Source organism: Pseudoalteromonas sp. DY56-GL79 (assembly GCF_041414765.1).
In the GTDB taxonomy this organism is placed as follows: Bacteria; Pseudomonadota; Gammaproteobacteria; order Enterobacterales; family Alteromonadaceae; genus Pseudoalteromonas; species Pseudoalteromonas piscicida.
In genome coordinates this window covers 317,921-340,007 of sequence record NZ_JANHZS010000001.1, presented here as the reverse complement: position 1 = coordinate 340,007, position 22,087 = coordinate 317,921, and the positions used below count along the sequence as shown (strand labels likewise).

The window sequence follows — 22,087 nt, the reverse complement described above, 5'->3', positions numbered from 1 at the left end:
CGTTTTTGAAGTGTTTCGCAGTAAGCGGTTATTGTCCGCTCTCGACCAACTGCACCGTGAAATACCCGTGAAAATTGTGTAGTGAGTTTTATCCAGTTTTCAGGTTCGATATTTAATCGAGAGAGTATGGGTTGTGACTCAAAGATATGACCTCGCTTGTCGGCGCGAATACATTGGCCTGTGAGTTCAACCAACTCAATATAGGATTTGAGCTCAAAAGGCAGTCCTTTCGGCATATGTTTTCTTGGGCTGCCAGCAAAGCGTAGTAGGCTTTTTGGCTGTTTACCTAATTTCGCATGGTCAATTCGCTTTTTGATGCTGGTGTAGTCTGAGGTTTCAGGTGTTGCGGCGATGTTGGCTCTAATGGGGTTTAGGTCTACGTATGCGAGACAAGCTACCAGTGCAGCTTCATCCAGTAATGCTTGGGATTTAAATCGTCCTTCCCAAAATCTGCCTGTACAATTATCTTCTTTATTTGCTCGGCGGGCGATGTCTTCGTTAAGCACTCGCATAAACCAGCTAATATCTGCGAGCCTTTCTCTGTACTCATCAACCAGCTCGTCGAATATCAATTGCTCCGATTCATTGAGAGCCTCACCTTCAATAAACTTTTGGCTTATCCAATTACCTTTAAACAGTTTGTGCCATCGTATGACAATCGCTTCATCCGACAGGCGCTCAGCCTTTCTATCATCAACATATAAAACAATGTGAGTGTGATTACTCATCACGGCATAAGCACAGATATCAATACAAAACACAGAGCCCAACATCAAGAGCTTTTCTTCAACCCAATCACGGCGGTGTTCGTATGATTTGCCAGTAAATTTATCTTCACCACACAGAAAAGCACGCCTTACGCAACGGGAGATACAGTGGTAGTATTTGGTGTCGGTTAAACTAATTTGTCTTTTACGGGCAATAGCCATAGTTTGGTTTCCTCAATCCTTTGAGTGCAGAATTAAAGCGTAGGCGGTATCTTAGGAAGGTGCAAATTAGTGGTGGGTGTCAGCGATTTACCCCAGTAAATTTATCTTCACCACACAGAAAAGCACGCCTTACGCAACGGGAGATACAGTGGTAGTATTTGGTGTCGGTTAAACTAATTTGTCTTTTACGGGCAATAGCCATAGTTTGGTTTCCTCAATCCTTTGAGTGCAGAATTAAAGCTTAGGCGGTATCTTAGGAAGGTGCAAATTAGTGGTGGGTGTCAGCGATTTACCGAGCGATTTACCGCTCCACTGATGAACGTGATGTGTCAGTTCATTATCTAGTCGTTCAAGTCGGCTTATTCGCTCGGTAATTGTTTGCAGAAATTCTTGTAAGACAATGTGCTGTGCGGGATGTGGAAGCACCAGCTCAGTGAGCCAACGTAAATGTTTCTGCGACCAATTTGCGGTGCCTTTGTAGTTAATATTATTGCGAAGCAGCAACGCTTTTAATTGATATTTAGCATCTTTTAAGTCTTTCATGGCGACTTCTCGAGCACGAGATAAATCTCTGATGGCTTCATCTTCCGGCTCAGGGACATAAATGGGTGTTAGGTCTTCAGATTTGAGGAGTTTTACGAGCTTAAGTGCATCGCGTTTATCAGTTTTGATACGCTCGCCAGGCTTTTTAGGAATAAGCGAAGGAGCGACCACGTAACAGAAGTGGCCAAGACTGGTAATTAATCGGTAAATCCAATAACCACATGGTCCCGCTTCATAAACAAAGTGAAGGGTTGCGCCAGGGTATTTAGATTCGAATTGGCGAACGAGCTTTTGAACGGCCAGTTTGGAAGAGGAGAATCGGCCAAGGTGAACAGCGTTTGCGCCTCTATGTTCTTCAATATAGGCGACTTCGTTGAATTCTTTATGTGTATCAAGAGCGATAAAAAGTGTGCTATGTTTATTCATGTTAGCCTCTGCTGTTTAGTTATTTGACAAACTAATTATGGCTCTGGCTTTGAATTAAGCTAACCCACGAAAAGCGGAGGCTAACACCGTGTGGGAGTCATTATGTCTATATGCGTCTCCAAATCGGAGTTACTTTTAAATTAAAGGAATAATATGAAACTATACCCATACTCAAAAATCCAAACTGAGAACCTTAAGGGATTACTTATTGCATCCCGCGTACTTGGAGTTCTTAGTTATATTTTATTAATAATTACTGTTTGTATCGGTATTTATGGTGCTTTTAGTGGCTTTGGTGGTACTAAAGATCTTGGAAACGGAATTACTATGACAGTATCAAATAGTAGCGGACCTGCGATTATGGTTTCAATTTGGGGAATGGTTTCTTCAGTATGTGTTTTAGCATTTAGTGGGCTATGCGCAGCGGTTGTTTCTTGTGAATATAAATTTACTAAAACTTCTGAGTAAACGCATATAACAAAGCAAATTAAAAAGGGCGGACAAAAATCAGTTGGCTTTGTTCGTGCCTCACAAGTTTAGCCAACTAATTTTTGCCGTTTATTTGCGGCGTTAGGCCTAGGGAGTCGTCGCATGGAAAGTTTTTTATTCTTCGTTAAAGAAAATCCAATGGAATGCTTAACAGCTATTTTGGTTTTCTTAACTGCAATTTACGCATTTTTAACTCATCGTATGGTTAAATTGAGTGAAGAATCTATCAGAGAAAGTCAGCTTCAAACTGAAGCATTAACTCGACCTTATATCACTATTCAACCCTTACTTAAGAAACATACTCCTGTTATATATTTAAGCATAAAAAATACAGGGTTGGTTGGCGCTAAAAATTTAAGGTTGGAATTAGATCGTGATTTCTACCAATTTAATGAGGCGGCAAAACCAAATAAGAATTTACGTACTTTAAAAGCATTTACTTTACCCATTCAGCAATTTTCGCCAAATAGTGAGCTAGTTTTTCCATTAGCTCAAAGTTTCCTGATTCTAGGTGATGAGGCATCGTCTAGTTGTCCTGCGGAATTTAGTGTTACCGCAACTTATGAATACGCAAATAAGACTGTAACGGAAATAAGCTACATTGATATAGAGGCTTATTCTGGTGGGGAAGTCGATAGAGATCCATTAGTAAATGAAGTCGAAAAAATCCGAAAAATTTATGAAAAAAAGGCCTAATCGGGTAGCCGAGGGTATCTAGCCCTCAGCCCCCACAACACCCTGCATGCGGGTCCGCACAGGGCGTTTCATCTAACAGATTACCCGTTTGGGTAATGTACTTTTATCCATCCGTCTCTGAGTGAATATAGTCCCTCGTTTTTCAGATAATTTAAGCTTAAAGCCTGTTGAATACCGGGTGTTTTGGAGCTGCGCCAAGGCCCTTTACTTGTGATGCCACAGGCAACGGCTGCTTGCACATGAACTCCACGCTTCATCAGGTTTCTCATTTTAGTTCTCGGTTTTCGCCATGTGATTCAAAAAAGCTGCAATTTGAGGGTAGTAAGATCGTTTAGATCTTCAAGTAATTCAATAAATTAAATTGGTTTCAGGAGCGACTAGTTATTGGCGTTTACGTATTTCTCGACGCCAAAATCAGCTTATCGCGCACGGTATGAGGGAGGCTACGGTTAACGCAGCTTGAGGAGTTATTGCTAAAGCCTCTATTTGGTCCAGCCAGCAAACGTTCACAATTTGCTAGGTTTGTGCGCTGTCGTTTTTTGAGTTTTTTACAATAAGTGGTCAGTACTCGCTCTCGGCCATTCTTCAATGAATTTCTAAGTTACCCAGTTGCTTTTAAACAGCTTGTGCCAGCGTATCACAATGGCTTTATCAGATATGCGCTTAGCCTTTTTATCATCAACATGCAAAAAAAGCTTGATAGATAAACAGGCTCTTGTGCTAACTAGCCTAAAGCTAAGTAAATTTTACGCAAATTATACGGCAACGGAATTTCGACAAGGATAGAATAAAGACATAGCGCAAGTTGGAGTCACTATGTTTTCCGAGAATGGATTTATTGCCAAGAACGAGTACCTCGTTAGCTTTCTGATTTTGCTGTTAACCAGCGCCTTTGCCGTTGCCTTAGACTCGCTGTTACATTCGGCGATCAGTGTACTGCTGGTATTACAGTTGGGGGTTGTTGTTGTTTCTCTTATCGCGAAACGTTGGATGGCGCTGGGGGTGGCGATTGTTAGCAGTCTAGTGTTCAACTTCTTCATTACAGACCCCAGATACACGCTTCATATGAATAACACAGAAGACGTGGTCAATTTAGTGGTATTTATCGCTGTGGCATTAGCTACCAGCTACTTATCTAGTTATATCAAAGAGCAAAAACAGCAGCTTTTAGTTGCGAATGTACGCTCCAATATCTTGTTGTCGGTTTCTCATGATTTACGCACACCGCTCGCTGCGGTGATGGGAGCACTCGAAACACTAGAAACCTATCGTGATAAGTTAGACCAAGATGAGCAAAATGAGCTGTTGGGGTCGGCACGATCAGAAAGCCTCCGTTTGTTTCGCTATATCGAAAATATCTTGCAAGCCACCAAGTTACAGCATCAGGGAGATGAGCTTTCGCTTTTGAAGCAACCTACGTCTATTGATGTCTTGATTGATAACGTGATTTTGCGGTTAGGCGCGCCATGCGTCTCGAGAATGCCACAGAATATGAGTCCAATTCTCACGATACAAGCTGCACTCATTGAGCAAGCCCTGTTTAACTTAATCGAAAATGCAGTCACCTTTAGTCCCGATGGAGAGCGGGTTGAGATTTCCTTAGGAGAAACGCAGCAAGCGTTGTTGATATTTATTCAGGATAACGGCCCTGGGATCCCCGTTGCTCGGCAAAAGGAAGTCTTTACCGCCTTTAGCTCGTTTCGACAAAGCGCCAGCAAAGACGGTGGTAGTGGTTTAGGGCTGAGTGTGGCGAGGGGTATTATTCGTGCGCATGGCGGTGATATTCGCATTTTGCCGACGACGCAAGGCTGCACAATGGAAGTTAGTTTGCCAAAAGAGGAGGCGCATTGATGACTCACACCATTTTATTGATTGACGATGAAGAAGAGATCCGTCGTTTTATCCGCTTAGCATTAAAAGCTGAAGGGCTGAATTATGTGGAAGCCAGCACAGGAAGGGAAGCCATGTCGGTGTTAAAGGGTGAGCTGCCAGACTTAGTAATCTTAGATCTCGGGCTTCCAGATTTTGATGGATATAGCATTTTGAAGAAGATCCGAGAAACCAGCAAGCTACCTGTATTGATCTTAACTGCACGAGATCAAGAGGCTGAGAAGATTAAACTGCTGGAGGGCGGCGCAAACGACTACCTGACGAAGCCTTTTAGCATCAAAGAGCTGGTGGTACGCGTCAAAGTGTTATTACGAGATTTAGTACCAAACAAACGCTTGCTTGCCATCGATTATGGCAAGTTGATGATAGATCTACAAAAGCATCAAGTCATTATGGATAACGCACCATTAGCGCTATCGAAAAAGGAATTTGCACTACTCAGTATGCTTGCACAAAGAGCACAAGAATTAGTCAGTCAGCAAACCTTATTAAAGCAAATTTGGGGCGAAAGCCATGTGGAAGATAGTCACTATTTACGGATTGTGGTCAGCCAATTACGTAAGAAACTCAGTGACGATGCTGCTACACCAAAAATCATAGAAACTGAGCCCGGGGTTGGTTATCGGTTTTTACTTTTACCGCTCAATAAGCATTTCTCATAACGGAGTATATAGAGGTTGTTATGGCACAATTTGTAGTTATTGGTTTAGGTCGATTTGGTTTTGCGGCTTGTTTGGAATTAAAGCGGCTTGGAAACAAAGTGATAGGAGTAGATAGTCGCGAACGTGTGGTGAACCAAGTTGTTGAGCATATTGATTATGCCACCTCTTTGGATGCGACCGATGAAACGGCATTACGCCAACTAGATATTACGAGAAGCAAAGCAGTGCTGGTCGCCATTGGTGAAAACCTAGAAGCGAGCATTTTATGTGTACTTTCGCTAAAGAACTTAGGCGTTGAGCAAATTTGGGTAAAGGCCAGCTCAGAAGCGCATCACACAATTTTATCCCGTTTAGGCGTAACACGTGTGATCCACCCTGAAGAAGAAATGGGGATCAAGGTTGCACAAACACTGAATTACCCTATGGTCAATCAATATATGCAGTTGGGGCACGGCTTTTACATGGTGGAAGTCATCGTGAATAAATTAAGCTGCGGGCAATCTTTGGCAACGCTATTAAAGCGTGCAAAGGGCGAAATCAAGGCTGTGTTAGTGCAGCGCGGCAAAGCGTGTTATAGCAATCCGGCAGAGTCATTTTTGATCAACGAAGATGATAAAGTGATCCTCAACGGTCAGTTAAAAGCGTTAAATTCTATCGCGCAAAAACTGGGGGCGTAATGAAAACATGGAGTCCCCACTATTACCCCTATCCAAATAGCAAGCCCAAAGCCCACAAAAAGCCGCTGAGGTTAAGCCCCCCAGCAGTTCTGTTTATTGGATTTTGTGGGCTGATAGCTTTAGGTACTATTTTACTGTTGCTACCGATAGCACACACCCAAGACATCAAAGTAATGCAAGCATTATTTACTGCAACTTCCGCGGTAACGGTGACAGGACTTGCCGTTTTGAGTACGCCAAATGATTTTACGACCTTTGGCCATCTCGTTATTGCCAGTCTTATTCAAATCGGTGGACTTGGCTTTATGACCATTACGGTTGTGGTGCTGCGGGGGATGGGGCAGCAAATGGACATTAGTAAACAACTAATCGTAAAAGAAAGCTTTGGTATTGCTCGATTTGATCAGTTGGTTGATACAGCCAAATGCGTGTTAGTTTATGCGCTGATCATCGAATCTATAGGGTTTACCATTTTGCTTGCCCATTGGTATCAAACGCTACCGCTTGGTGATGCGATAATGCAAAGCTTCTTCTACACTATTTCGGCTTTTAACAATGCCGGATTTGCATTGCATGATGACAGCCTAACCAGTTTTCGTGGTGATTGGGTCGTTAATCTTGTGATATCAGGGTTATTTGTGATTGGCGGACTTGGATTTGTGGTGTTGATGGATATAGTGAAAAGACGCCGTTGGAGCCGCTTTGGATCTGCCACTAAGTTAGTGTTGATAGCAACCACGGTGTTAAATGTGCTGGCATTTAGCTTATTTTGGCTTTTTGAAGCACATAACCCAGAGACCCTTGGAACCTTGCCGTTGTCCGAGCAAGTTATCACTGCCTGGATGCAAGCGGTGACGCCACGTACAGCGGGCTTTAACAGTATCGACTTTGCGCTGGTGAATGACGAAAGTACCGTGATGACCATTTGGTTAATGATAATAGGGGGCGGCTCTATGAGTACCGCCAGTGGTCTTAAAATAACCACAGTAGTGGTGCTATTAATGGCAACTTACGCTTATCTGAGACGCAGAGATCAAGTCGCTATCGGACACAGACAGATCTCGCCTGAAACGGTATTTAAGGCGCTTAGTCTCACCGTGGTGTACTTTTTTACCGTGATGCTCGCAACCCTTATTTTAACGATCACCGAGCAGGCAAATTTAACGGATATCACGTTTGAGGCGGTGTCGGCATTAGGCACGGTTGGCTTATCTCGAGGGATCACCGGCTCATTGTCCGAACCCGGTGAAGCGGTAATCATCTTTTTAATGCTGATTGGACGCTTGGGGCCGTTAACCTTTCTATACTTGATCGCTCGCCCGAAACGGGAGAATTTAAAGTATGCAAAAGCGGAAATTCAGGTAGGATAAGCAAAAAAATAACGGAAATCATGATGAAGTATCCTAAACCGTTGAAAGCGGGCAGTAAAATTGCGATCACGGCATTCTCAGCGGGCGTACCTGCTGCTATGCACGAGAGATTAGACAACGCTTTGGGTTATCTCGCGCAACAAGGTTTTGAACTCGTGGTTGGTGAATGCCTGCGAGATAACCACAACTACGTTAGCGCGGATGTCAAAACCCGTGCGAATGAGCTTATGGGATACTTACTCGATGACACAATAGACGCGATTATGCCGCCATGGGGCGGTGCAATTGCAATGGATTTACTGACATTGCTTGATTGGGAGAAGTTGGCGCATGCTCCGCCAAAATGGCTCATCGGTTTCTCTGATGTCAGCACTTTGCTGAGCGCAGTGACTTGCAAACTAGGCTGGGCAAGCGTGCATGCGACTAACCTTATGCAATTAAATGTCCATCAACAAGACGCATTAACGGTTGGACTTTTTAACCATTTGAGGCGCGCGCCTAATGACTCTTTTACGCAATTTCCCTCGACACATTTTGAAGCTGAGCCACTCAGTTTTGTTGACTTTCCCGATGCTGGATTTAACTTATCCGCTAGCACTCAATGGCGTATTTTGGCCATTGGCAATCACCGGCAGCAGTTTGCTGGTCGATTATTAGGCGGCTGTTTGGATATTCACATGTTATTGGCTGGTACGGAATATTTTGATCTGGACGCTTTTTCACAGGCGCACCCTGATGAGTCGATTATCTTATATTTTGAAAATGGTGAAATGCCGCCAGCGGCATACTATCGTGCGCTGCAAAGTATTAAATTACGAGGTTGGTTTTCGAAAGTCGCTGGAGTTTTGATTGGTCGAAATCCAGAGCCGCTGGCAAAAGATAGTGACTGGACGCACCTAGATGCATTGCAAAAAGTCTTTACTGGTTGCGATTTCCCCGTGCTATACGATGTGGATATAGGCCATCAAGCGCCGAATTTAACGCTGATTAACGGCGCTTATGCCGAAGTGACTGTTGGCGATACCTTTTCAATTACACAGACATTAATATGAATCTAGAATATAAAGTCGGCTCGATAGATGACCTCCTTGCGATAGAAAACCAAATTCCTGAATTTGCCACGCCAAGAAAGGGTGAGGAAGTCGTAGACAAACTGCGAGATAAACAGCACTTGTTGCTGGTGGCGTACGTTCAAGGTATGCCTGTTGGATATAAGTTGGGCCACGAACTGCCAAATAACGAGTTTTATAGCTGGTTAGGCGCGGTAGTGCCAGAATATCGCGGTAAGGGTATTGCCAAGCAGCTGTTGATGATGCAAGAAACGTGGTGCCAAACGCAAGGCTATAGCGCTATCAGAGTAAAGTCGAGAAATCTATTTAAAAACATGCTATTAATGCTAATAAGCCGCGATTACCAGATTGTAAAATGTGAACAAATCCACGGCTCATCAGATTGCAAAATTCACTTTTATAAGCAATTACCAAAAGCCTAACATTTGATGTTAGGCTTTATTGTTATCAGATGAGCTGGTGGCGCTTCGTCGCCATATTCCTGCTAATATTGAGCCGCTGACATTATGCCAAATAGAAAATAGGGTACCTGCTACGGCCGCCGCAGGAGTAAAAAACTTCATGGCAAGCGCAACAGCAAGCCCCGAGTTTTGCATGCCCACCTCAAAGGCCATGGTGCGACATACTTTTTCGTCAAAACCGAGCCGTTTTGGAATGAAATAGCCTAAAAGTAGCCCTGCGGTATTGTGCAGGATCACTGCAACCAGCATAACGAGCCCGATGCTTTCAAGTTTAGGTTGATTAAGAGCAACGATCACCGCAATGATAAAAACGATTGAAAGCATTGAAAGTAAAGGTAGTATCGGAGTTGTTTTGATAACAGAATGCGCCAGTGGTTTGGCAAGCAAGGTATTGAAAGCAACGCCCACAGCCACAGGAAGTAGCACAATCTTTAGCAGACTCATCAACATATCAGAAAACTGAATATCAACCACCTGGCCTATCATCAATGTGGTTAGTAGTGGCGTTAAGAACACGCCGAGTAAAGTACTAATCGCGGTCATAGAAATCGATAACGCGACATCTCCTTTGGCGAGATAACACAAAACGTTACTTGCCGTGCCGCCAGCAACCGTGCCCACTAAAATCATACCAATTAGTAGGTCAGTTTCTAAGCTCATTGTGGTTGCAATCAAGTAGGCAACACTTGGCATCACTGTAAATTGAAGCAGCACGCTAATGCACATGGCTTTTTTGTTGTCGAGCACGCGTAAAAAATCTTTTGTAGTCAGGGTTAAACCCATTGTCAGCATGATCAACATTAATAACGGAATAATACTGCCTTTAAACGCGCTAAATAGAGTCGGAAAAAGATAAGCGGTTACTGAGCAAATAATGGCCCAAAGAGGGAATAGTTGTACGATTCTTGTCATCATATTTTTACTTTATTTTTCTCTAGATATTAACGAAATTTTCGTCAAATACCTAACTCGGTAGATCTGGCTCATGGGCGTTAATGGTTATCTTAAGCAAAACAGCTTGTTACATTTTACTAATTTTATAGTTGGGCCCGTTTGGGGGAATTAGGTATAGTCGTTATTACGAAAATGATAAGTAGAAAATAGGAATAAAAAATGAAGGAAGCTATGCTCAGTACCAAAATGGTTAAAGGTTGGAGGAGTTAATCTTATTCCATGGAAACAAAACTGCTAAAGATAAAATTAAACTTGAATGCTCGTCCTCAAGTGGATGAATTACTTGCTTATATGCAGGATAATATTGCGTTTCCGAGAGAAGAGATGCGACAGAAAGGCTACTTTTGGGATTCCGTATTTTTTGCTGAAGAAGGCGGAAGTGAGTATCTCTATATCATAGTAAAGTCTGAAGACTTTAGCTGTATTATGATGGATGAATCTGAGCTAATTTGTACACCTTTTCGTGAAGTGTATGAGCGCTTTAGAAAAACATGTTGGTCAACAGAGCCATATCAAGATATTGAAGCCTTGGCGTGTTTCAATTCACAAATGGAGTTTGACTCTGTCGAATCCGGTAAATAAGTCAAAGCGGCTATACTTTTACACCGCTTTTACTATAGAGCAATGCCGCAAAAATAATGGTACTGCCAATTCCAAGACGAATGAGGTCAGCTTCCCGGTTCCAAATCAGCAAATTGACAATGATCCCAGCTGGGATCAGCACATTGTTCATTACCGCGAGCTCACCCACCGAGACGCGGGTCAGTCCTAAGTTCCAGACGTAATATCCTACACCTGAAGCAATCAAGCCTAAATAAATCAGTATTCCCCATTGTAGATTAGTACTTGGGAGTTGCTGGGGATTGCCGAATAACATAAACCCAATGGCGAGCACGAGGGACGCACCAATAAAGAAAAAACCGAAGCTTTGGTGATGTACCAGCTGGTAATGGTTACTTAAGCGTTTGTAACTTACTTGGCCTATTGCAAAGCAAAGGTTTGCGCCTTGCACTAGAAGCAAGCCAAAAAGGTAGTCGCTTGTAAGCTCTGTAAATCTAATGGTGATTGCACCAATGATAGCTATGAGCGCAGACAGCAAGAAGGTGGCATTGAACGACCGGTTTAGTAAGTCATTGAGTGCAGTAATATAGATGGGTGTCATCACAGTGAATAGCAACACTTCAGGTACGCTTAGGTATAAAAAAGAATGATAGTAAAAGCCATACATCAGACCAATCTGCACTGCACCGATTGCCATCAGCTTGATTATCAACTCTTTATTTACCGAGTTCAATTTCAAAAATGGAATAAACACAATTGCTGCAAGCAAGGTTCTAGACAAAGCGCTAAACCAAGCATCGACTTGGCCTGCCAAATAAACACCAATCAAAGAGAATGAGAACGCCCAAAGTAAAGTAACAATCCAAAGTAATGGCATAGACAATTTGTTGTAGTTTTTAATTTCGCGATTGTATCACGAGCGTAGCAGAAATAGACCATTCGAAAAAAGCGATGATAACAATCTTTATAATGTGATTTTAATTTATGATAATTCACATAGAATGACTCGTGTATTCACACTTACATCCCTTCATTGTTTTACCCATGATGTGTTTGGCCGCCGCTGCGGCCTTTTTTATTTAGTCTATTATTTCGATACTCTATAGCTTGTCTCTTCACCGTTTATATCACTTCTCATGAACTTACTCGATTTAATGCCTTTTGAATTGTTTGTAATTTTAAGGTTTATTATAGGTTAAAATAATTGAGTTTCTTACTATTGTTGTGTTAGGTTGTTTTTTGACCAATACAGTTGGTTGTAAACTAATACATAAATAAAGGACATATTAATGAAAACAGTATTAATTGCTTCAGCATTGGTAGTAATGGGTACCCTGTCGTTTAGTTCTCAAGCTGCTGACTTAAGATGCTCTCTCAATGTTAAGTCGGGTGGTAATGTATCGGGTAACGGCACTAGCTATTGTTCAGGAATTGATTTTTCTTTCGGTAATTCAACTTCTGGTAAATTCTATATCGCAAATGCCACTAAAGCGATTAGCAAAGTAATTTGGAATGGTGATGCGAGTTGCAGCGGTGGTACAACGTGTAACATGACCATTCGTGCTTATCGTCAGTACAATGCGACTGCAACTATTCTTTATACTGATGGTACATACGAGACGACAAACTCTGCTCATATTGACTATGAAACAGGTTTCTAAGCCTCGATTTTTATAATAAAACAGCGGGAAAACCTTTTCCCGCTTTAGGTATTAACCTAACAAAGCCTCAGGGTTGAAGGAAGAAAACCGTTCAGACACATCTATAAGCGTTGGCATAAAGGGCATGACACCTTTGTGTTCACAAGTAAACGCACCGCATTTCACAGCAAAGCTAAGTGCCTTTTTTACGGTTGGGAAGTTTTGCACGAGTGTATCTTTTGAGATCCCGTGTTGGCTGAGTTGAAATAGAAACCCTGCCATTAAGCTATCCCCAGCGCCGGTTGTATCAACCGCATCAATAGTAGGAGAGGCGACGGAATAAAAGTCTTTAGCTGTTAATACACTGCAAGGATTTGGCCCATCGCTTGAGATCACCGCTTGTACGCCGATACTAAGTAACCAATCTAAATAGCTAGCTTCTCTCATGTTCTTTTCTTCAGCAAGATATCTCAGCTCATCTTTACTCACTTTTAATATGTCGACGTAGGGGTAGCAAGCTTCTATACGTTCGGATAAGCAAGATAAGTCCTGCCATAGATTCAAGCGCAGGTTAACATCAAATGAAATTAATTGATTATGAGCCGCAGCAGACTTTAATAACGCCATGGTGGTACTTGTAACTTCTGCATCGGTAAGCGTGTTTGAGCAAAAATGAAATATCCCGTGATCTGGCCATTGCAAATGCTCAAAGTCTTTTGGGCGGATTGCAATATCTGCGGTATTGTCGCGGTAAAACGAAAAGCTTCGTTCTCCTTGGGCGTCGAGGTGGACGATGGCCAAGGCGGTTTGCGCTCCACTTATGGATACACAATATTCAGTTCCAACAGCATATAGCGCCAAGGTTGATTTTAATTGCAGCGAAAAGGGATCTTCAGCGAAGCCTCCCACAAACCGAGCACTGCCACCAAGTTTAGCAAAGCCTACCGCCACATTCGCTGGAGCGCCGCCAGCAATAGGTTTAAAGCTACCGTCGCCGGTAGGTAACAAATCGATAAGCATCTCGCCAAAACATGTTAATTGCATAACTACTACCCCTAATTAGAAACGGTATTTTAAAGTGACAGACGTAGTTCTGCCGTTAATACTGCGAGCGCGAATAATATTGTTAGTTGGAATTACGCCTTCCTCGGCTTCTGTTAATCCAGTGGTATCAAAGAGATTGTTTACGTTTAACGCGATATTGAAGCGTTCAGTCAGATCATAACTTGCAAACGCGTTGACCTGAGTGTAACCGTCAAATTTTAACTCGTTGTTGTCTTGTGCGTACGCGTCAGTGGTGCCGATGAGGCTTAAACCGATAGCACCTTGATCGAAGTTATATTTACCCAATAAGGAATAAACAAAGTCAGCTTGCCGCCTTGGCGTGTTACCCTCGACTACGGGAGTGAGTGCATCTTTTGCGATTTCAGCATCAGTCCAAGTTAAGCTACCTCGTAAGTCGAAGGAGCCAATAAAATAGACACTTTCAAGTTCAATACCTTGTGCTTCGTATTGCCTGTCAAAGAACTTTTGGCTGGTTGCCTCAAAGTTTTGCTCTTCTGTTTCGGCGTAAAATAAAGTTGCAAATAGACGACCTTGTTCAAACTTTTGTTTGATACCAAATTCATATTGTGTCACTTCATCCACAGCATCTTCATCAGCAACACTGCCATCAATATTCACTTTACCGAACAATAGTCTGTCTGCATTTGCACGACCGCCCTCACTGAATCTGCCGAATATGGCGCTGCTAGAGGTCATTTGGTAGTTTGCGCCGACAGAGTAGCTTGTGTAGCTCCAATCGTAATTAACTACATTGGGGTTAGCGAGATCGATGGCCGCAACTTGCTCCTCTGGCTTTGAAATAGTGCCATCACGGTTGATATCTACACGAGATGTTACAGCACCTGCAAATGTACCTGTCGCTTTACCTGAATCATGACGCACACTCGCATCAACTGAAATATCGCCGAGCTTTGTTGAAAAGGCGATATATGGGGCACGAGTATCGTATTCAGTGTCGTAGTTGCGCTGACAGCAATTTCCCCAATAGGGCGTACCGTAGGCATATAATCCGTTTTCAGAATATACTGTGCCATCCGCAGCGGCCACGTTGACAAGCGCTGCGTTATCTCCTTTAACCTCGAGCAAGTATGAATTCCATAACCAAGACATATTGATATTTTGCGATGACATGAAATAGCCGAAGGTGAGTGACGTGTCAGTACCAAATGATTTGGTGAGCTTTAGGTCATTCATGATGTTGTCGAAATCATTCATTTCCACTTCGAAGGTATGAACGCGCATTAGTAGTGCTTGATTGAACGCTTGATCCGCTTTTGGTCCGTTGGCAAAGGTGAGTGTTGCACCGGTACCGGCTATGCTCTCGGCAATTGCTTGGCTATTAGCGACCTCAGCAGGGAAAGGCGACATAAATGTGCCTGAGATACTCGACTTTCTGGACCTGTTTTCGATTTGCCAGTCATTACCTAGTTTGAAATTTGCTTCAAAGCCGATACTATCAACAACAGGGTGCATTCCGTCTCGCATATCCCCTTGACGAATTTGATTGTTACCACCTAAGCCTTGCGTGGCGGTGAAATAAACAGAGTGAGGGGTATCTGACAGTACATCAAAGCCGCTGATGGAGTTGCCATTAGAATACATAGGCATAGGAAGGTAGCCTGCTGTTTTATCATCAAGGTGTTTTATATACAAACGAACGTAGCCACTTTCAAATTCCTTGGTGATGTTGGCTTTGAGTTGGCCGCCTTTATTTGCGGTATAGCCGGTGTCACGTGGGCCTTCACCTTGGCGCACAAAGCCACCAATATGAAATTTTATGTCGTCACTTAAATAACTCCCATACTCAAAATCAGTTCTAAACTCGTCATAATCTAAACCAAACGTGGTGGCAACACTGCCTGACTCATTTTCACCCGTTTTTGAAATCAAGTTAATAATACCTCCGGGAGCGTCGCTGGCGGCAGTCGAAGCCGAGCCGCCACGAATAGACTCGATTGACTCCACGGTATTATCAAGGCGCATAAAAATATCGGCGTTACCAAAAGCAATGTCACCAAATTGCAGAATCGGCAAGCCATCTTCTTGTAGCTGCAAAAATTTAGCGCCACCGGATGCGACAGGAAGACCACGTACAGCGATATTTGCATTACCTTCACCACCGGTTGATTCTGACCTTACACCAGGAATTAGTTTGAATGCTTCAGCGGTAGTTCTGGGGGTTGCAACAGAGATTTGCTCCAGCCCTATGCTGCTAACAGAAACACTCGATTCCATAATGGTTGTTCGCTTTGGAACACCCGTTACGACTATTTTCTCGAAGCCATCGGCAGGCTTTGTGTGTGCTTTTTCTTCAGCGGCCGCCGAGTGAGAGATTGCAAGCGTGAGTGCGCTGAGTGTAAATAGGGTGGTTTTGATTGTTGTCATCATTTGCCTCTTGTTATCGTTGTCAAACTCGTGCGGTCTATTAAAAATAAACTTAATCGATTAAGTTTATTTTTAGCACAATTTAATTTGGTTGCAATTAAAAATTAATCAATAATTCAAACAAAATTTTAATGCTTTGGTTTTTATGAATTTTAACCCGCGAAATATTTGTGGTTGGAGGGGTTACACTCGCTGCAACTTAGCGTTTTTGCTCAATGGTAAGCGGGCAGGGTCCTTTAACCAGTTGTACAACATGGCCGCAAAGAGTAAAAATGCAAACCCAGTCGCAAGTACAAAGCCATAGCTAACATGGCCAAAGTAATCGCTCACCATGCCCATCAGAAGTGGTGCTAGCGCAGCAGAAAGCGCGGTGAAGAATAGCATCACACCAGCAACAGAGCCATGCTGAGCTTTGTCAAAACAAGAGATCCCTTTTGAGTTTAATGTTGGGTAAATCATAGACATAAATAAACCACTTAGCGGGAGCGTATAGATAGCGGCATTAACACCATAAAGATAAGTTAAAAAATAGCATACAAATATAGCAAAGCTCAGCGTTAGCATTACGCTTTGCCAACGATACTTAGCGAGTAACCATACAGCCATAAAGCGACCTATTGCACGTAAAATAAAAAAGATGGTGAGCGCATAAGTTGCAAGCCAAGTTAAATCACCTTGGTAATCCTGTAATAAAGTGGGCATCCAGACATAAATTGCGACTTCAGTTGCAACGTAGAGTGCTATGGCGAGGGAAAAGCCAAGTGCATATTTGTTCTTGAGCATGGCTGCTGTATGAGATAGGCCTGCATTGTTTTGTGCATGAGCGGTATTAAACTTGGGAAACTCAGTGCTTAAAGTCACGATACTGAGTATTAAGCACAGCCCACCAGCAAGCACATAAAGATAGGTCCAACTCACCCCCTGTATCAATAGATAACTGACAATTGCAGGGCCAATTATCGCGCCGATGGCAAAGAAGCCTTCGACTTTATTCATGGTTTGAGTATGTTCTTGTGCGCCGTTAGAAATGTCACCTAGAAGAGCGAGGGCACCTGTTTTAAATAGGCCAATGGCTAACCCAATGACACATAAAAGCATTAAAAACATGGTGAAAGTTTCACCCAGTGCGAACAGAAAACATGCAGATGAAAATAGTATAAGGCCAATTAACACCGTGAGCTTACGGCCTATTTTATCTGCCAAAAATCCTAAGCATAAGCCGCTAAAGGCAATTAAAATCATTGGGGCATAGTGGAAGGCGCTAGCTTGGGTCATGCTAAGTTGATATTCGCTGATCAGTGTTGGAATGATCACGCCAACGGCGTCTGATGTCATCGCAAACATCAAAAACATCATATAAGTTAACCAGCGCAATGTGTTGAGCTGAGTGTGATTCGACTTGCTGCTCATTGTTCACCTCTTGAAGGGCTTTGTTATGTAGCTGGTCTACTTCTTTACATAAGACTGAGTGTAATACTAATCTGCATTAAGCGAATTATTTTTAGTAGAACGCTACGATAAAACTTGATTATTGTTTGTTCATGATTAAAGATATAACTTAATCGATTAAGTCTCAACTTTTTTAATGAGTAAATTATGAAAAACCAAGTTCAGTTGATCACGTATGCTGATCGCCTGTCTGGCGGCGGCCTTGCACAATTAAATACGTTACTAACGGGCCCGTTAGCTGGACTATTTGGTGGTGTCCACATTTTGCCTTTTTACTACCCAATTGATGGCAGTGACGCAGGTTTCGACCCGATTGATCATGCCAAAGTTGATGAACGATTGGGCGATTGGCAACATATTAAGTTGATTGCCAAGCACTGTGAGGTAATGGCGGATCTTATCGTTAATCATGTGTCAGGAGAGTCAGCGGAATTTGCAGATGTGTTGGCTCATGGCCAAAAGTCACCGTTTTGGTCGATGTTTTTAAAAGAGAAAGATGTCTTTCCTGATGGGATTACGCAAGCACAAGCGCAAGTAATTTATCGTCCGAGGCCGGGAAGTTGCTTTTCTAAAAAGGCGTTAGCGAGTGGCGAAGTTGTGGATTTTTGGACCACTTTTACTGATAACCAAATTGATATTAATGTTGAATCAGAAGCGGGGCGCGCTTATTTAGAAAAAGTCTTAACATTGTTTGCAGACAGTGGAGTGAAAATTATTCGACTAGATGCCGCAGGGTATGCAATCAAACGCGCAAATACCAGCTGTTTTATGACTGATGAGGCCTTTGCTTTTATTAATCAATTATCTAAGCGCGCCAATGAGCTTGGCATGGAAACCATTGCCGAAATTCACAGTTATTACAAAACTCAAGTGGAGGTTGCCAGCAAAGTCGACCGTGTTTATGACTTTGCGCTCCCTCCGCTTATTTTACACAGTTTATTCAATAAAGATTTCTCGGCTTTAGCCAAGTGGTTGGATATTGCGCCGCGTAACTGTCTAACCGTGCTGGATACTCATGACGGAATTGGCATTATTGATGCCGGGCCTGAAGGGGATAAACCAGGGTTACTCGATGCTAATCAAATTGATGCTTTGGTTGAGCAAATCCATAGCAACAGTAAAGGCCAAAGTCGCAAGGCAACCGGCGCTGCAGCGAGCAATGTTGACTTGTATCAAGTCAATTGCAGTTATTATGAAGCCTTAGGGAAGCATGATTTTTATTATTTGGTAGCAAGAGCAATTCAGTTCTTTTGCCCTGGAGTACCACAAGTTTATTACGGTGGTCTATTGGCTATGGAAAATGACATGGTGCTCCTAGAAAAAAGTAATGTTGGACGCGATATCAACCGACCTTATTTGGATGTAGCGATGGTGGAAGCCGCACTCGATAAACCTGTCGTGAAAGGTCTGCAAACACTAATTAAACTGCGTAATACTAGTTGTGCATTTGATGGCAATTTTGCATTAACATGCCAAGGCTCAGATCTGGTTATAACTTGGGAGGGCAATAATGCCAAAGCGGAGTTGCGAGTTGATCTCGCAAAAGATGAAGCCGTGATTAAGATTTCTGAAAACGCCATAGAACAGGACTATAACATTCAATCGCTGCTTTCCTAACCATATCTAGGAACCAAAGTTGCGCGTAGAAAGCTGGCTTTAAATACCTCAACATCGATTAAGTCAATTATTCTCGGTGGCAGCTCGCAATCTTAGGTGAGCTGCTATGTATAGATAAATATCAATAAAGCGTTATTGACATAGCGAATTAGCTATATAACAATAAAGTTATATAATTAATTTGTTATGCGATGATGAAGCTACTTTTTCTTTGTTCTGGGAACTCAACGCGGTCAATTTTAGCACAGGCGCTAGCTAACTTTCATGGTGGTTCGGATGTTCATGCCTATAGTGCAGGTACTAAGCCAAGCAGTGTGAATGCGACTACGCTTTCAATGCTACACCATTTAGGGGTTAATACGGACAATCTGTACAGCAAACACCTCAATGAGTATAAGGACGAACACTTTGATGTGGTGGTAACTTTATGCTCTGAAGTGCAATCTGAATGCGAAGGTAAGCTGCAAGGGGAGCATGTCCTTGCGTGGGATATTGCGAGTCCAGCTGAGCGAAGCTGCAGTAATGCTTATGAGCAAACCTTGTTCGACATCAATGAACAAGTTATTTCCCTACTACGCGAAGGTAAGCCACAACATACGCTACTTACACCCTTGCAATTTTATAAATCCCTAGCGGATGAGATCCGCTTAAAAACGCTTGCCATGTTGATGGTGGAAGGTGAGCTATGTGTTTGCGAGCTAATGGCTGCGCTTGAACAAGATAGCCAACCCAAGGTTTCGCGGCATTTAGCGCAGCTGAAGAAGGCTGGAATTCTATGTGATCGCAAGCAAAAACAATGGGTATTTTATTCTATAAACCCAACGCTACCGCTATGGATGAAGGCGGTGATAAACGCCACGGTTATGCATCAACCAGATTATATAAAAGCTGAGTTAGTGAGGCTAAATGCGATGGGCGAACGGCCAACACGCATGGCAACTTGCTGTAACTAATAATTAGATTTTGGAGTTCTTATGACGATTAAAGTAGGGATCAATGGTTTTGGTCGAATGGGGCGTTTGGCGCTTCGCGCTAGCTTTGACTGGCCTGAAATCGAGTTTGTACAAATTAACGATCCAGCGGGCAATGCAGAAACCCTAGCACACTTGCTAGAGTTTGATTCTGTCCATGGTAAATGGCATCACAGTGTGTCTTTTCAAGATGAACAGATCCAAATAGGTGAAACTGTGTTGTCGGTGACTCAAAACAAAGAGATTGCGCAAACCGACTGGTCTCAATGTGACGTCGTGATCGAAGCATCCGGAAAAATGAAAACCAAAGCTTTGCTGCAACAGTATTTAGATCAAGGCGTTAAGCGTGTTGTTGTTACGGCACCGGTAAAAGAAGAAGGCGTATTGAATATCGTGATGGGAGTGAATGACCATCTATACGACGACATGCCCCACCAAATTGTTACGGCCGCTTCTTGTACCACGAATTGCTTAGCGCCCGTGGTAAAAGTATTGCAACAAAATATCGGCATAAAACACGGTTCGATGACAACTATTCATGACATCACCAACACGCAAACCATTTTGGATGCGCCACATAAGGATTTACGCCGCGCGCGGGCCTGTGGCATGAGTTTAATTCCGACAACAACGGGTTCAGCGACTGCTATTACCCATATCTTTCCTGAATTAAAAGGTAAGCTAAATGGTCACGCCGTTCGTGTTCCATTGGCGAATGCTTCATTAACAGACTGCGTGTTCGAGGTCGAACGGCCAACCACAGTGGAAGAGATTAACCACTGGATGGCGCAAGCTGCTGCTAATGAGCTTAACGGAATTTTAGGTTATGAATCAAGACCATTAGTTTCTATTGACTATAAAACGGATCCTCGCTCTAGCATCGTCGATGCGTTATCTACAATGGTAGTTAATGGTACTCAGGTTAAGCTGTACGTGTGGTATGACAACGAGTGGGGTTATGCAAATCGTACCGCGGAATTAGTACGTAAAGTCGGATTGTCGTTAGGCGAATAAGACATTATGCAGCTGCGCAATATACCTCAAGATATCAAGCAGTACCTCATTGTGACAGGCAACTATTGGGCGTTTACCTTAACGGATGGTGCGCTCAGAATGTTGGTGGTGCTTTATTTTCATCAATTGGGTTATAACCCGCTTGAAATTGCCATGCTATTTCTCTTTTATGAAATTTTTGGTGTTGTCACCAATTTAATTGGAGGATGGCTTGGCGCACGCATTGGCTTAAACCGCACCATGAATATTGGGTTAGGCATACAAATAGTGGCATTATTGATGTTGGTAGCACCAACGCACTGGCTCACCGTGCCTTATGTTATGGCAGCGCAGGCGCTCTCAGGTATTGCCAAAGATCTCAATAAAATGAGTGCCAAAAGTGCGATAAAGGCCATCGTAAAATCGGGTGAAGAAGGGACCTTGTTTAAGTGGGTAGCAATACTTACCGGCTCTAAAAATGCGCTAAAAGGCGTCGGATTTTTCCTTGGCGGGTTGTTGCTTACCTTACTTGGCTTTACCGGCGCGATGTGGTTGATGGCAATCATGTTGCTATTAGTGTGGCTGTTTAGCCTTATCAGCTTAAAAAGCGATTTAGGCAAGGCTAAAAGCAAACCCAAATTTAGTGATGTATTTTCAAAAAGCCGAGCAATTAATATGCTATCTGCCGCGCGATTGTTTTTGTTTGCCGCACGGGATGTTTGGTTTGTGGTTGCGCTTCCAGTCTTTTTGTCGCAGCAGTTCGGTTGGGATCATTGGTGGGTTGGTGGCTTTATGGCTACTTGGGTTATCGGTTATGGCATCGTGCAATCAACAACTCCTAGATTTATTAGTCGTGATACGTTTGCATCAACACCAAGTAAAGTCAGCGGATGGGCGTTGTATTTAGCGGCTATTCCGCTGTTGATTGCTATCTCACTTCAAGCGCAGCTCTGGACAAGCTTAGCCGTAGTAGGTGGACTTTTTCTCTTTGGTATTGTGTTTGCTATCAATTCATCTCTTCACAGCTATCTTATTGTGAGTTTGGCTGATAGTGATGGAGTGTCACTTGATGTGGGCTTCTATTATATGGCGAACGCTATCGGGCGATTACTCGGTACAGTACTGTCAGGTTGGATCTTTTTGGAGTATGGCTTAGCGGCTTGTTTAGTAATATCTTGTATATTCTTAATCACAGCAGGACTGATTTCAAACAAAATTGTTAGGTAAATGTGTTTGCTT

The 22,087-nt window shown here is 42.9% G+C and carries 20 protein-coding genes and 4 pseudogenes; 14 read left to right on the top strand and 10 right to left on the bottom strand.

What is annotated here, in order from left to right; genetic code table 11:
• The 3 genes and pseudogenes from NO992_RS01400 to NO992_RS01390 form a co-directional block, all read right to left on the bottom strand.
• On the bottom strand, positions 1 to 929 hold a 929-nt coding region (locus NO992_RS01400; RefSeq protein ID WP_371373753.1), incomplete at its 3' end, for a transposase.
• Between the two features lie 103 nt (positions 930 to 1,032).
• Positions 1,033 to 1,131, bottom strand: a pseudogene (locus NO992_RS01395) (transposase); the annotation flags it as partial.
• A 107-nt stretch (positions 1,132 to 1,238) separates the two neighbouring features.
• A pseudogene (locus NO992_RS01390) lies at positions 1,239 to 1,898 on the bottom strand (transposase); the annotation flags it as partial.
• A 153-nt stretch (positions 1,899 to 2,051) separates the two neighbouring features.
• Between NO992_RS01390 and NO992_RS01385 the strand changes: the two are divergent.
• Both NO992_RS01385 and NO992_RS01380 read left to right on the top strand, forming a co-directional pair.
• On the top strand, positions 2,052 to 2,366 hold the full coding sequence (locus NO992_RS01385; RefSeq protein ID WP_371373750.1) for a hypothetical protein: 315 nt from the start codon (positions 2,052 to 2,054) through the stop codon (positions 2,364 to 2,366).
• A 123-nt stretch (positions 2,367 to 2,489) separates the two neighbouring features.
• Positions 2,490 to 3,083 carry a hypothetical protein gene (locus NO992_RS01380; RefSeq protein WP_371373746.1) on the top strand — a complete coding sequence of 198 codons (594 nt, stop codon included), beginning with the start codon at positions 2,490 to 2,492 and terminating at the stop codon, positions 3,081 to 3,083.
• A gap of 80 nt (positions 3,084 to 3,163) precedes the next feature.
• Here NO992_RS01380 and NO992_RS01375 read toward each other — a convergent pair.
• A pseudogene (locus NO992_RS01375) lies at positions 3,164 to 3,373 on the bottom strand (group II intron reverse transcriptase/maturase); the annotation flags it as partial.
• 309 nt (positions 3,374 to 3,682) lie between these two features.
• Positions 3,683 to 3,778, bottom strand: a pseudogene (locus NO992_RS01370) (transposase); the annotation flags it as partial.
• A 121-nt stretch (positions 3,779 to 3,899) separates the two neighbouring features.
• On the opposite strand from NO992_RS01370, the gene NO992_RS01365 reads away from it, so the two are divergent.
• The 6 genes from NO992_RS01365 to NO992_RS01340 are packed head-to-tail and all read left to right on the top strand — an operon-like array spanning position 3,900 to position 9,174.
• A complete protein-coding gene (locus tag NO992_RS01365; protein WP_371373743.1) occupies positions 3,900 to 4,934 on the top strand; it encodes an ATP-binding protein in 1,035 nt (344 codons plus the stop codon).
• Positions 4,934 to 5,635, top strand: a complete 702-nt coding sequence (locus tag NO992_RS01360; protein ID WP_371373740.1) for a response regulator — start codon at positions 4,934 to 4,936, stop codon at positions 5,633 to 5,635. The genes NO992_RS01365 and NO992_RS01360 overlap by 1 nt, the downstream gene beginning before the upstream one ends.
• 20 nt (positions 5,636 to 5,655) lie before the next feature.
• Positions 5,656 to 6,312 carry a TrkA family potassium uptake protein gene (locus tag NO992_RS01355; protein ID WP_017216668.1) on the top strand — a complete coding sequence of 219 codons (657 nt, stop codon included), beginning with the start codon at positions 5,656 to 5,658 and terminating at the stop codon, positions 6,310 to 6,312.
• The gene (locus NO992_RS01350; RefSeq protein WP_371373737.1) at positions 6,312 to 7,682 is read left to right on the top strand and encodes a TrkH family potassium uptake protein; all 1,371 of its coding nucleotides are present in this window, start codon (positions 6,312 to 6,314) and stop codon (positions 7,680 to 7,682) included. Before NO992_RS01355 ends, NO992_RS01350 begins: the two co-directional genes overlap by 1 nt.
• Positions 7,683 to 7,702: 20 nt before the next feature.
• Positions 7,703 to 8,734 carry a S66 peptidase family protein gene (locus NO992_RS01345; protein ID WP_371373734.1) on the top strand — a complete coding sequence of 344 codons (1,032 nt, stop codon included), beginning with the start codon at positions 7,703 to 7,705 and terminating at the stop codon, positions 8,732 to 8,734.
• Positions 8,731 to 9,174 carry a GNAT family N-acetyltransferase gene (locus NO992_RS01340; RefSeq protein WP_371373731.1) on the top strand — a complete coding sequence of 148 codons (444 nt, stop codon included), beginning with the start codon at positions 8,731 to 8,733 and terminating at the stop codon, positions 9,172 to 9,174. Before NO992_RS01345 ends, NO992_RS01340 begins: the two co-directional genes overlap by 4 nt.
• A gap of 9 nt (positions 9,175 to 9,183) precedes the next feature.
• On the opposite strand, the gene NO992_RS01335 is transcribed toward NO992_RS01340, so the two are convergent.
• Positions 9,184 to 10,128 carry a bile acid:sodium symporter family protein gene (locus NO992_RS01335; RefSeq protein ID WP_371373728.1) on the bottom strand — a complete coding sequence of 315 codons (945 nt, stop codon included), beginning with the start codon at positions 10,126 to 10,128 and terminating at the stop codon, positions 9,184 to 9,186.
• 258 nt (positions 10,129 to 10,386) lie between these two features.
• Between NO992_RS01335 and NO992_RS01330 the strand changes: the two genes are divergently transcribed.
• Positions 10,387 to 10,749, top strand: a complete 363-nt coding sequence (locus NO992_RS01330) for a DUF6176 family protein (RefSeq protein WP_371373725.1) — start codon at positions 10,387 to 10,389, stop codon at positions 10,747 to 10,749.
• 10 nt (positions 10,750 to 10,759) lie between these two features.
• Here the strand turns inward: NO992_RS01330 and NO992_RS01325 are convergent, their stop codons facing one another.
• Entirely contained in the window at positions 10,760 to 11,605 is an 846-nt protein-coding gene (locus NO992_RS01325) for an EamA family transporter (protein ID WP_010373776.1), read from the bottom strand.
• Positions 11,606 to 12,017: 412 nt separating this feature from the next.
• Here NO992_RS01325 and NO992_RS01320 point away from each other — a divergent pair, with 412 nt between their 5' ends.
• Positions 12,018 to 12,389 (top strand): hypothetical protein, encoded by a 372-nt coding sequence (locus NO992_RS01320; protein ID WP_010373774.1) that lies wholly within the window; start codon positions 12,018 to 12,020, stop codon positions 12,387 to 12,389.
• A 51-nt stretch (positions 12,390 to 12,440) separates the two neighbouring features.
• On the opposite strand, the gene NO992_RS01315 is transcribed toward NO992_RS01320, so the two are convergent.
• The 3 genes from NO992_RS01315 to NO992_RS01305 all read right to left on the bottom strand — a co-directional run bounded on the left by NO992_RS01315 (position 12,441) and on the right by NO992_RS01305 (position 17,228).
• The gene (locus NO992_RS01315; protein WP_371373722.1) at positions 12,441 to 13,412 is read right to left on the bottom strand and encodes a carbohydrate kinase; all 972 of its coding nucleotides are present in this window, start codon (positions 13,410 to 13,412) and stop codon (positions 12,441 to 12,443) included.
• Positions 13,413 to 13,427: 15 nt separating this feature from the next.
• The gene (locus tag NO992_RS01310; protein ID WP_371373766.1) at positions 13,428 to 15,818 is read right to left on the bottom strand and encodes a TonB-dependent receptor domain-containing protein; all 2,391 of its coding nucleotides are present in this window, start codon (positions 15,816 to 15,818) and stop codon (positions 13,428 to 13,430) included.
• A gap of 183 nt (positions 15,819 to 16,001) precedes the next feature.
• Entirely contained in the window at positions 16,002 to 17,228 is a 1,227-nt protein-coding gene (locus NO992_RS01305) for a sugar MFS transporter (RefSeq protein WP_371373719.1), read from the bottom strand.
• A gap of 186 nt (positions 17,229 to 17,414) precedes the next feature.
• On the opposite strand from NO992_RS01305, the gene gtfA reads away from it, so the two are divergent.
• The 4 genes from gtfA to arsJ all read left to right on the top strand — a co-directional run bounded on the left by gtfA (position 17,415) and on the right by arsJ (position 22,075).
• Complete coding sequence (gene gtfA, locus NO992_RS01300) at positions 17,415 to 18,884, top strand: sucrose phosphorylase (RefSeq protein WP_371373716.1); 1,470 nt, start codon at positions 17,415 to 17,417, stop codon at positions 18,882 to 18,884.
• 191 nt (positions 18,885 to 19,075) lie between these two features.
• Positions 19,076 to 19,837 (top strand): metalloregulator ArsR/SmtB family transcription factor, encoded by a 762-nt coding sequence (locus NO992_RS01295; RefSeq protein WP_371373713.1) that lies wholly within the window; start codon positions 19,076 to 19,078, stop codon positions 19,835 to 19,837.
• Between the two features lie 21 nt (positions 19,838 to 19,858).
• Positions 19,859 to 20,869 (top strand): ArsJ-associated glyceraldehyde-3-phosphate dehydrogenase, encoded by a 1,011-nt coding sequence (locus NO992_RS01290; RefSeq protein ID WP_039495001.1) that lies wholly within the window; start codon positions 19,859 to 19,861, stop codon positions 20,867 to 20,869.
• A 6-nt stretch (positions 20,870 to 20,875) separates the two neighbouring features.
• Entirely contained in the window at positions 20,876 to 22,075 is a 1,200-nt protein-coding gene (gene arsJ / locus NO992_RS01285) for an organoarsenical effux MFS transporter ArsJ (RefSeq protein ID WP_371373710.1), read from the top strand.
• The last annotated feature ends 12 nt before the right edge of the window (positions 22,076 to 22,087 follow it).

What these genes read in the sequence shown, in the direction of transcription:
- NO992_RS01385 (WP_371373750.1), top strand. Translation starts at nt 2,052, where the DNA reads ATGAAACTATACCCATACTCAAAAATCCAAACTGAGAACCTTAAGGGA.
- NO992_RS01380 (WP_371373746.1), top strand. Translation starts at nt 2,490, where the DNA reads ATGGAAAGTTTTTTATTCTTCGTTAAAGAAAATCCAATGGAATGCTTA.
- NO992_RS01365 (WP_371373743.1), top strand. Translation starts at nt 3,900, where the DNA reads ATGTTTTCCGAGAATGGATTTATTGCCAAGAACGAGTACCTCGTTAGC.
- NO992_RS01360 (WP_371373740.1), top strand. Translation starts at nt 4,934, where the DNA reads ATGACTCACACCATTTTATTGATTGACGATGAAGAAGAGATCCGTCGT.
- NO992_RS01355 (WP_017216668.1), top strand. Translation starts at nt 5,656, where the DNA reads ATGGCACAATTTGTAGTTATTGGTTTAGGTCGATTTGGTTTTGCGGCT.
- NO992_RS01350 (WP_371373737.1), top strand. Translation starts at nt 6,312, where the DNA reads ATGAAAACATGGAGTCCCCACTATTACCCCTATCCAAATAGCAAGCCC.
- NO992_RS01345 (WP_371373734.1), top strand. Translation starts at nt 7,703, where the DNA reads ATGATGAAGTATCCTAAACCGTTGAAAGCGGGCAGTAAAATTGCGATC.
- NO992_RS01340 (WP_371373731.1), top strand. Translation starts at nt 8,731, where the DNA reads ATGAATCTAGAATATAAAGTCGGCTCGATAGATGACCTCCTTGCGATA.
- NO992_RS01335 (WP_371373728.1), bottom strand. Translation starts at nt 10,128, where the DNA reads ATGATGACAAGAATCGTACAACTATTCCCTCTTTGGGCCATTATTTGC.
- NO992_RS01330 (WP_371373725.1), top strand. Translation starts at nt 10,387, where the DNA reads ATGGAAACAAAACTGCTAAAGATAAAATTAAACTTGAATGCTCGTCCT.
- NO992_RS01325 (WP_010373776.1), bottom strand. Translation starts at nt 11,605, where the DNA reads ATGCCATTACTTTGGATTGTTACTTTACTTTGGGCGTTCTCATTCTCT.
- NO992_RS01320 (WP_010373774.1), top strand. Translation starts at nt 12,018, where the DNA reads ATGAAAACAGTATTAATTGCTTCAGCATTGGTAGTAATGGGTACCCTG.
- NO992_RS01315 (WP_371373722.1), bottom strand. Translation starts at nt 13,412, where the DNA reads ATGCAATTAACATGTTTTGGCGAGATGCTTATCGATTTGTTACCTACC.
- NO992_RS01310 (WP_371373766.1), bottom strand. Translation starts at nt 15,818, where the DNA reads ATGACAACAATCAAAACCACCCTATTTACACTCAGCGCACTCACGCTT.
- NO992_RS01305 (WP_371373719.1), bottom strand. Translation starts at nt 17,228, where the DNA reads ATGAGCAGCAAGTCGAATCACACTCAGCTCAACACATTGCGCTGGTTA.
- gtfA (WP_371373716.1), top strand. Translation starts at nt 17,415, where the DNA reads ATGAAAAACCAAGTTCAGTTGATCACGTATGCTGATCGCCTGTCTGGC.
- NO992_RS01295 (WP_371373713.1), top strand. Translation starts at nt 19,076, where the DNA reads ATGATGAAGCTACTTTTTCTTTGTTCTGGGAACTCAACGCGGTCAATT.
- NO992_RS01290 (WP_039495001.1), top strand. Translation starts at nt 19,859, where the DNA reads ATGACGATTAAAGTAGGGATCAATGGTTTTGGTCGAATGGGGCGTTTG.
- arsJ (WP_371373710.1), top strand. Translation starts at nt 20,876, where the DNA reads ATGCAGCTGCGCAATATACCTCAAGATATCAAGCAGTACCTCATTGTG.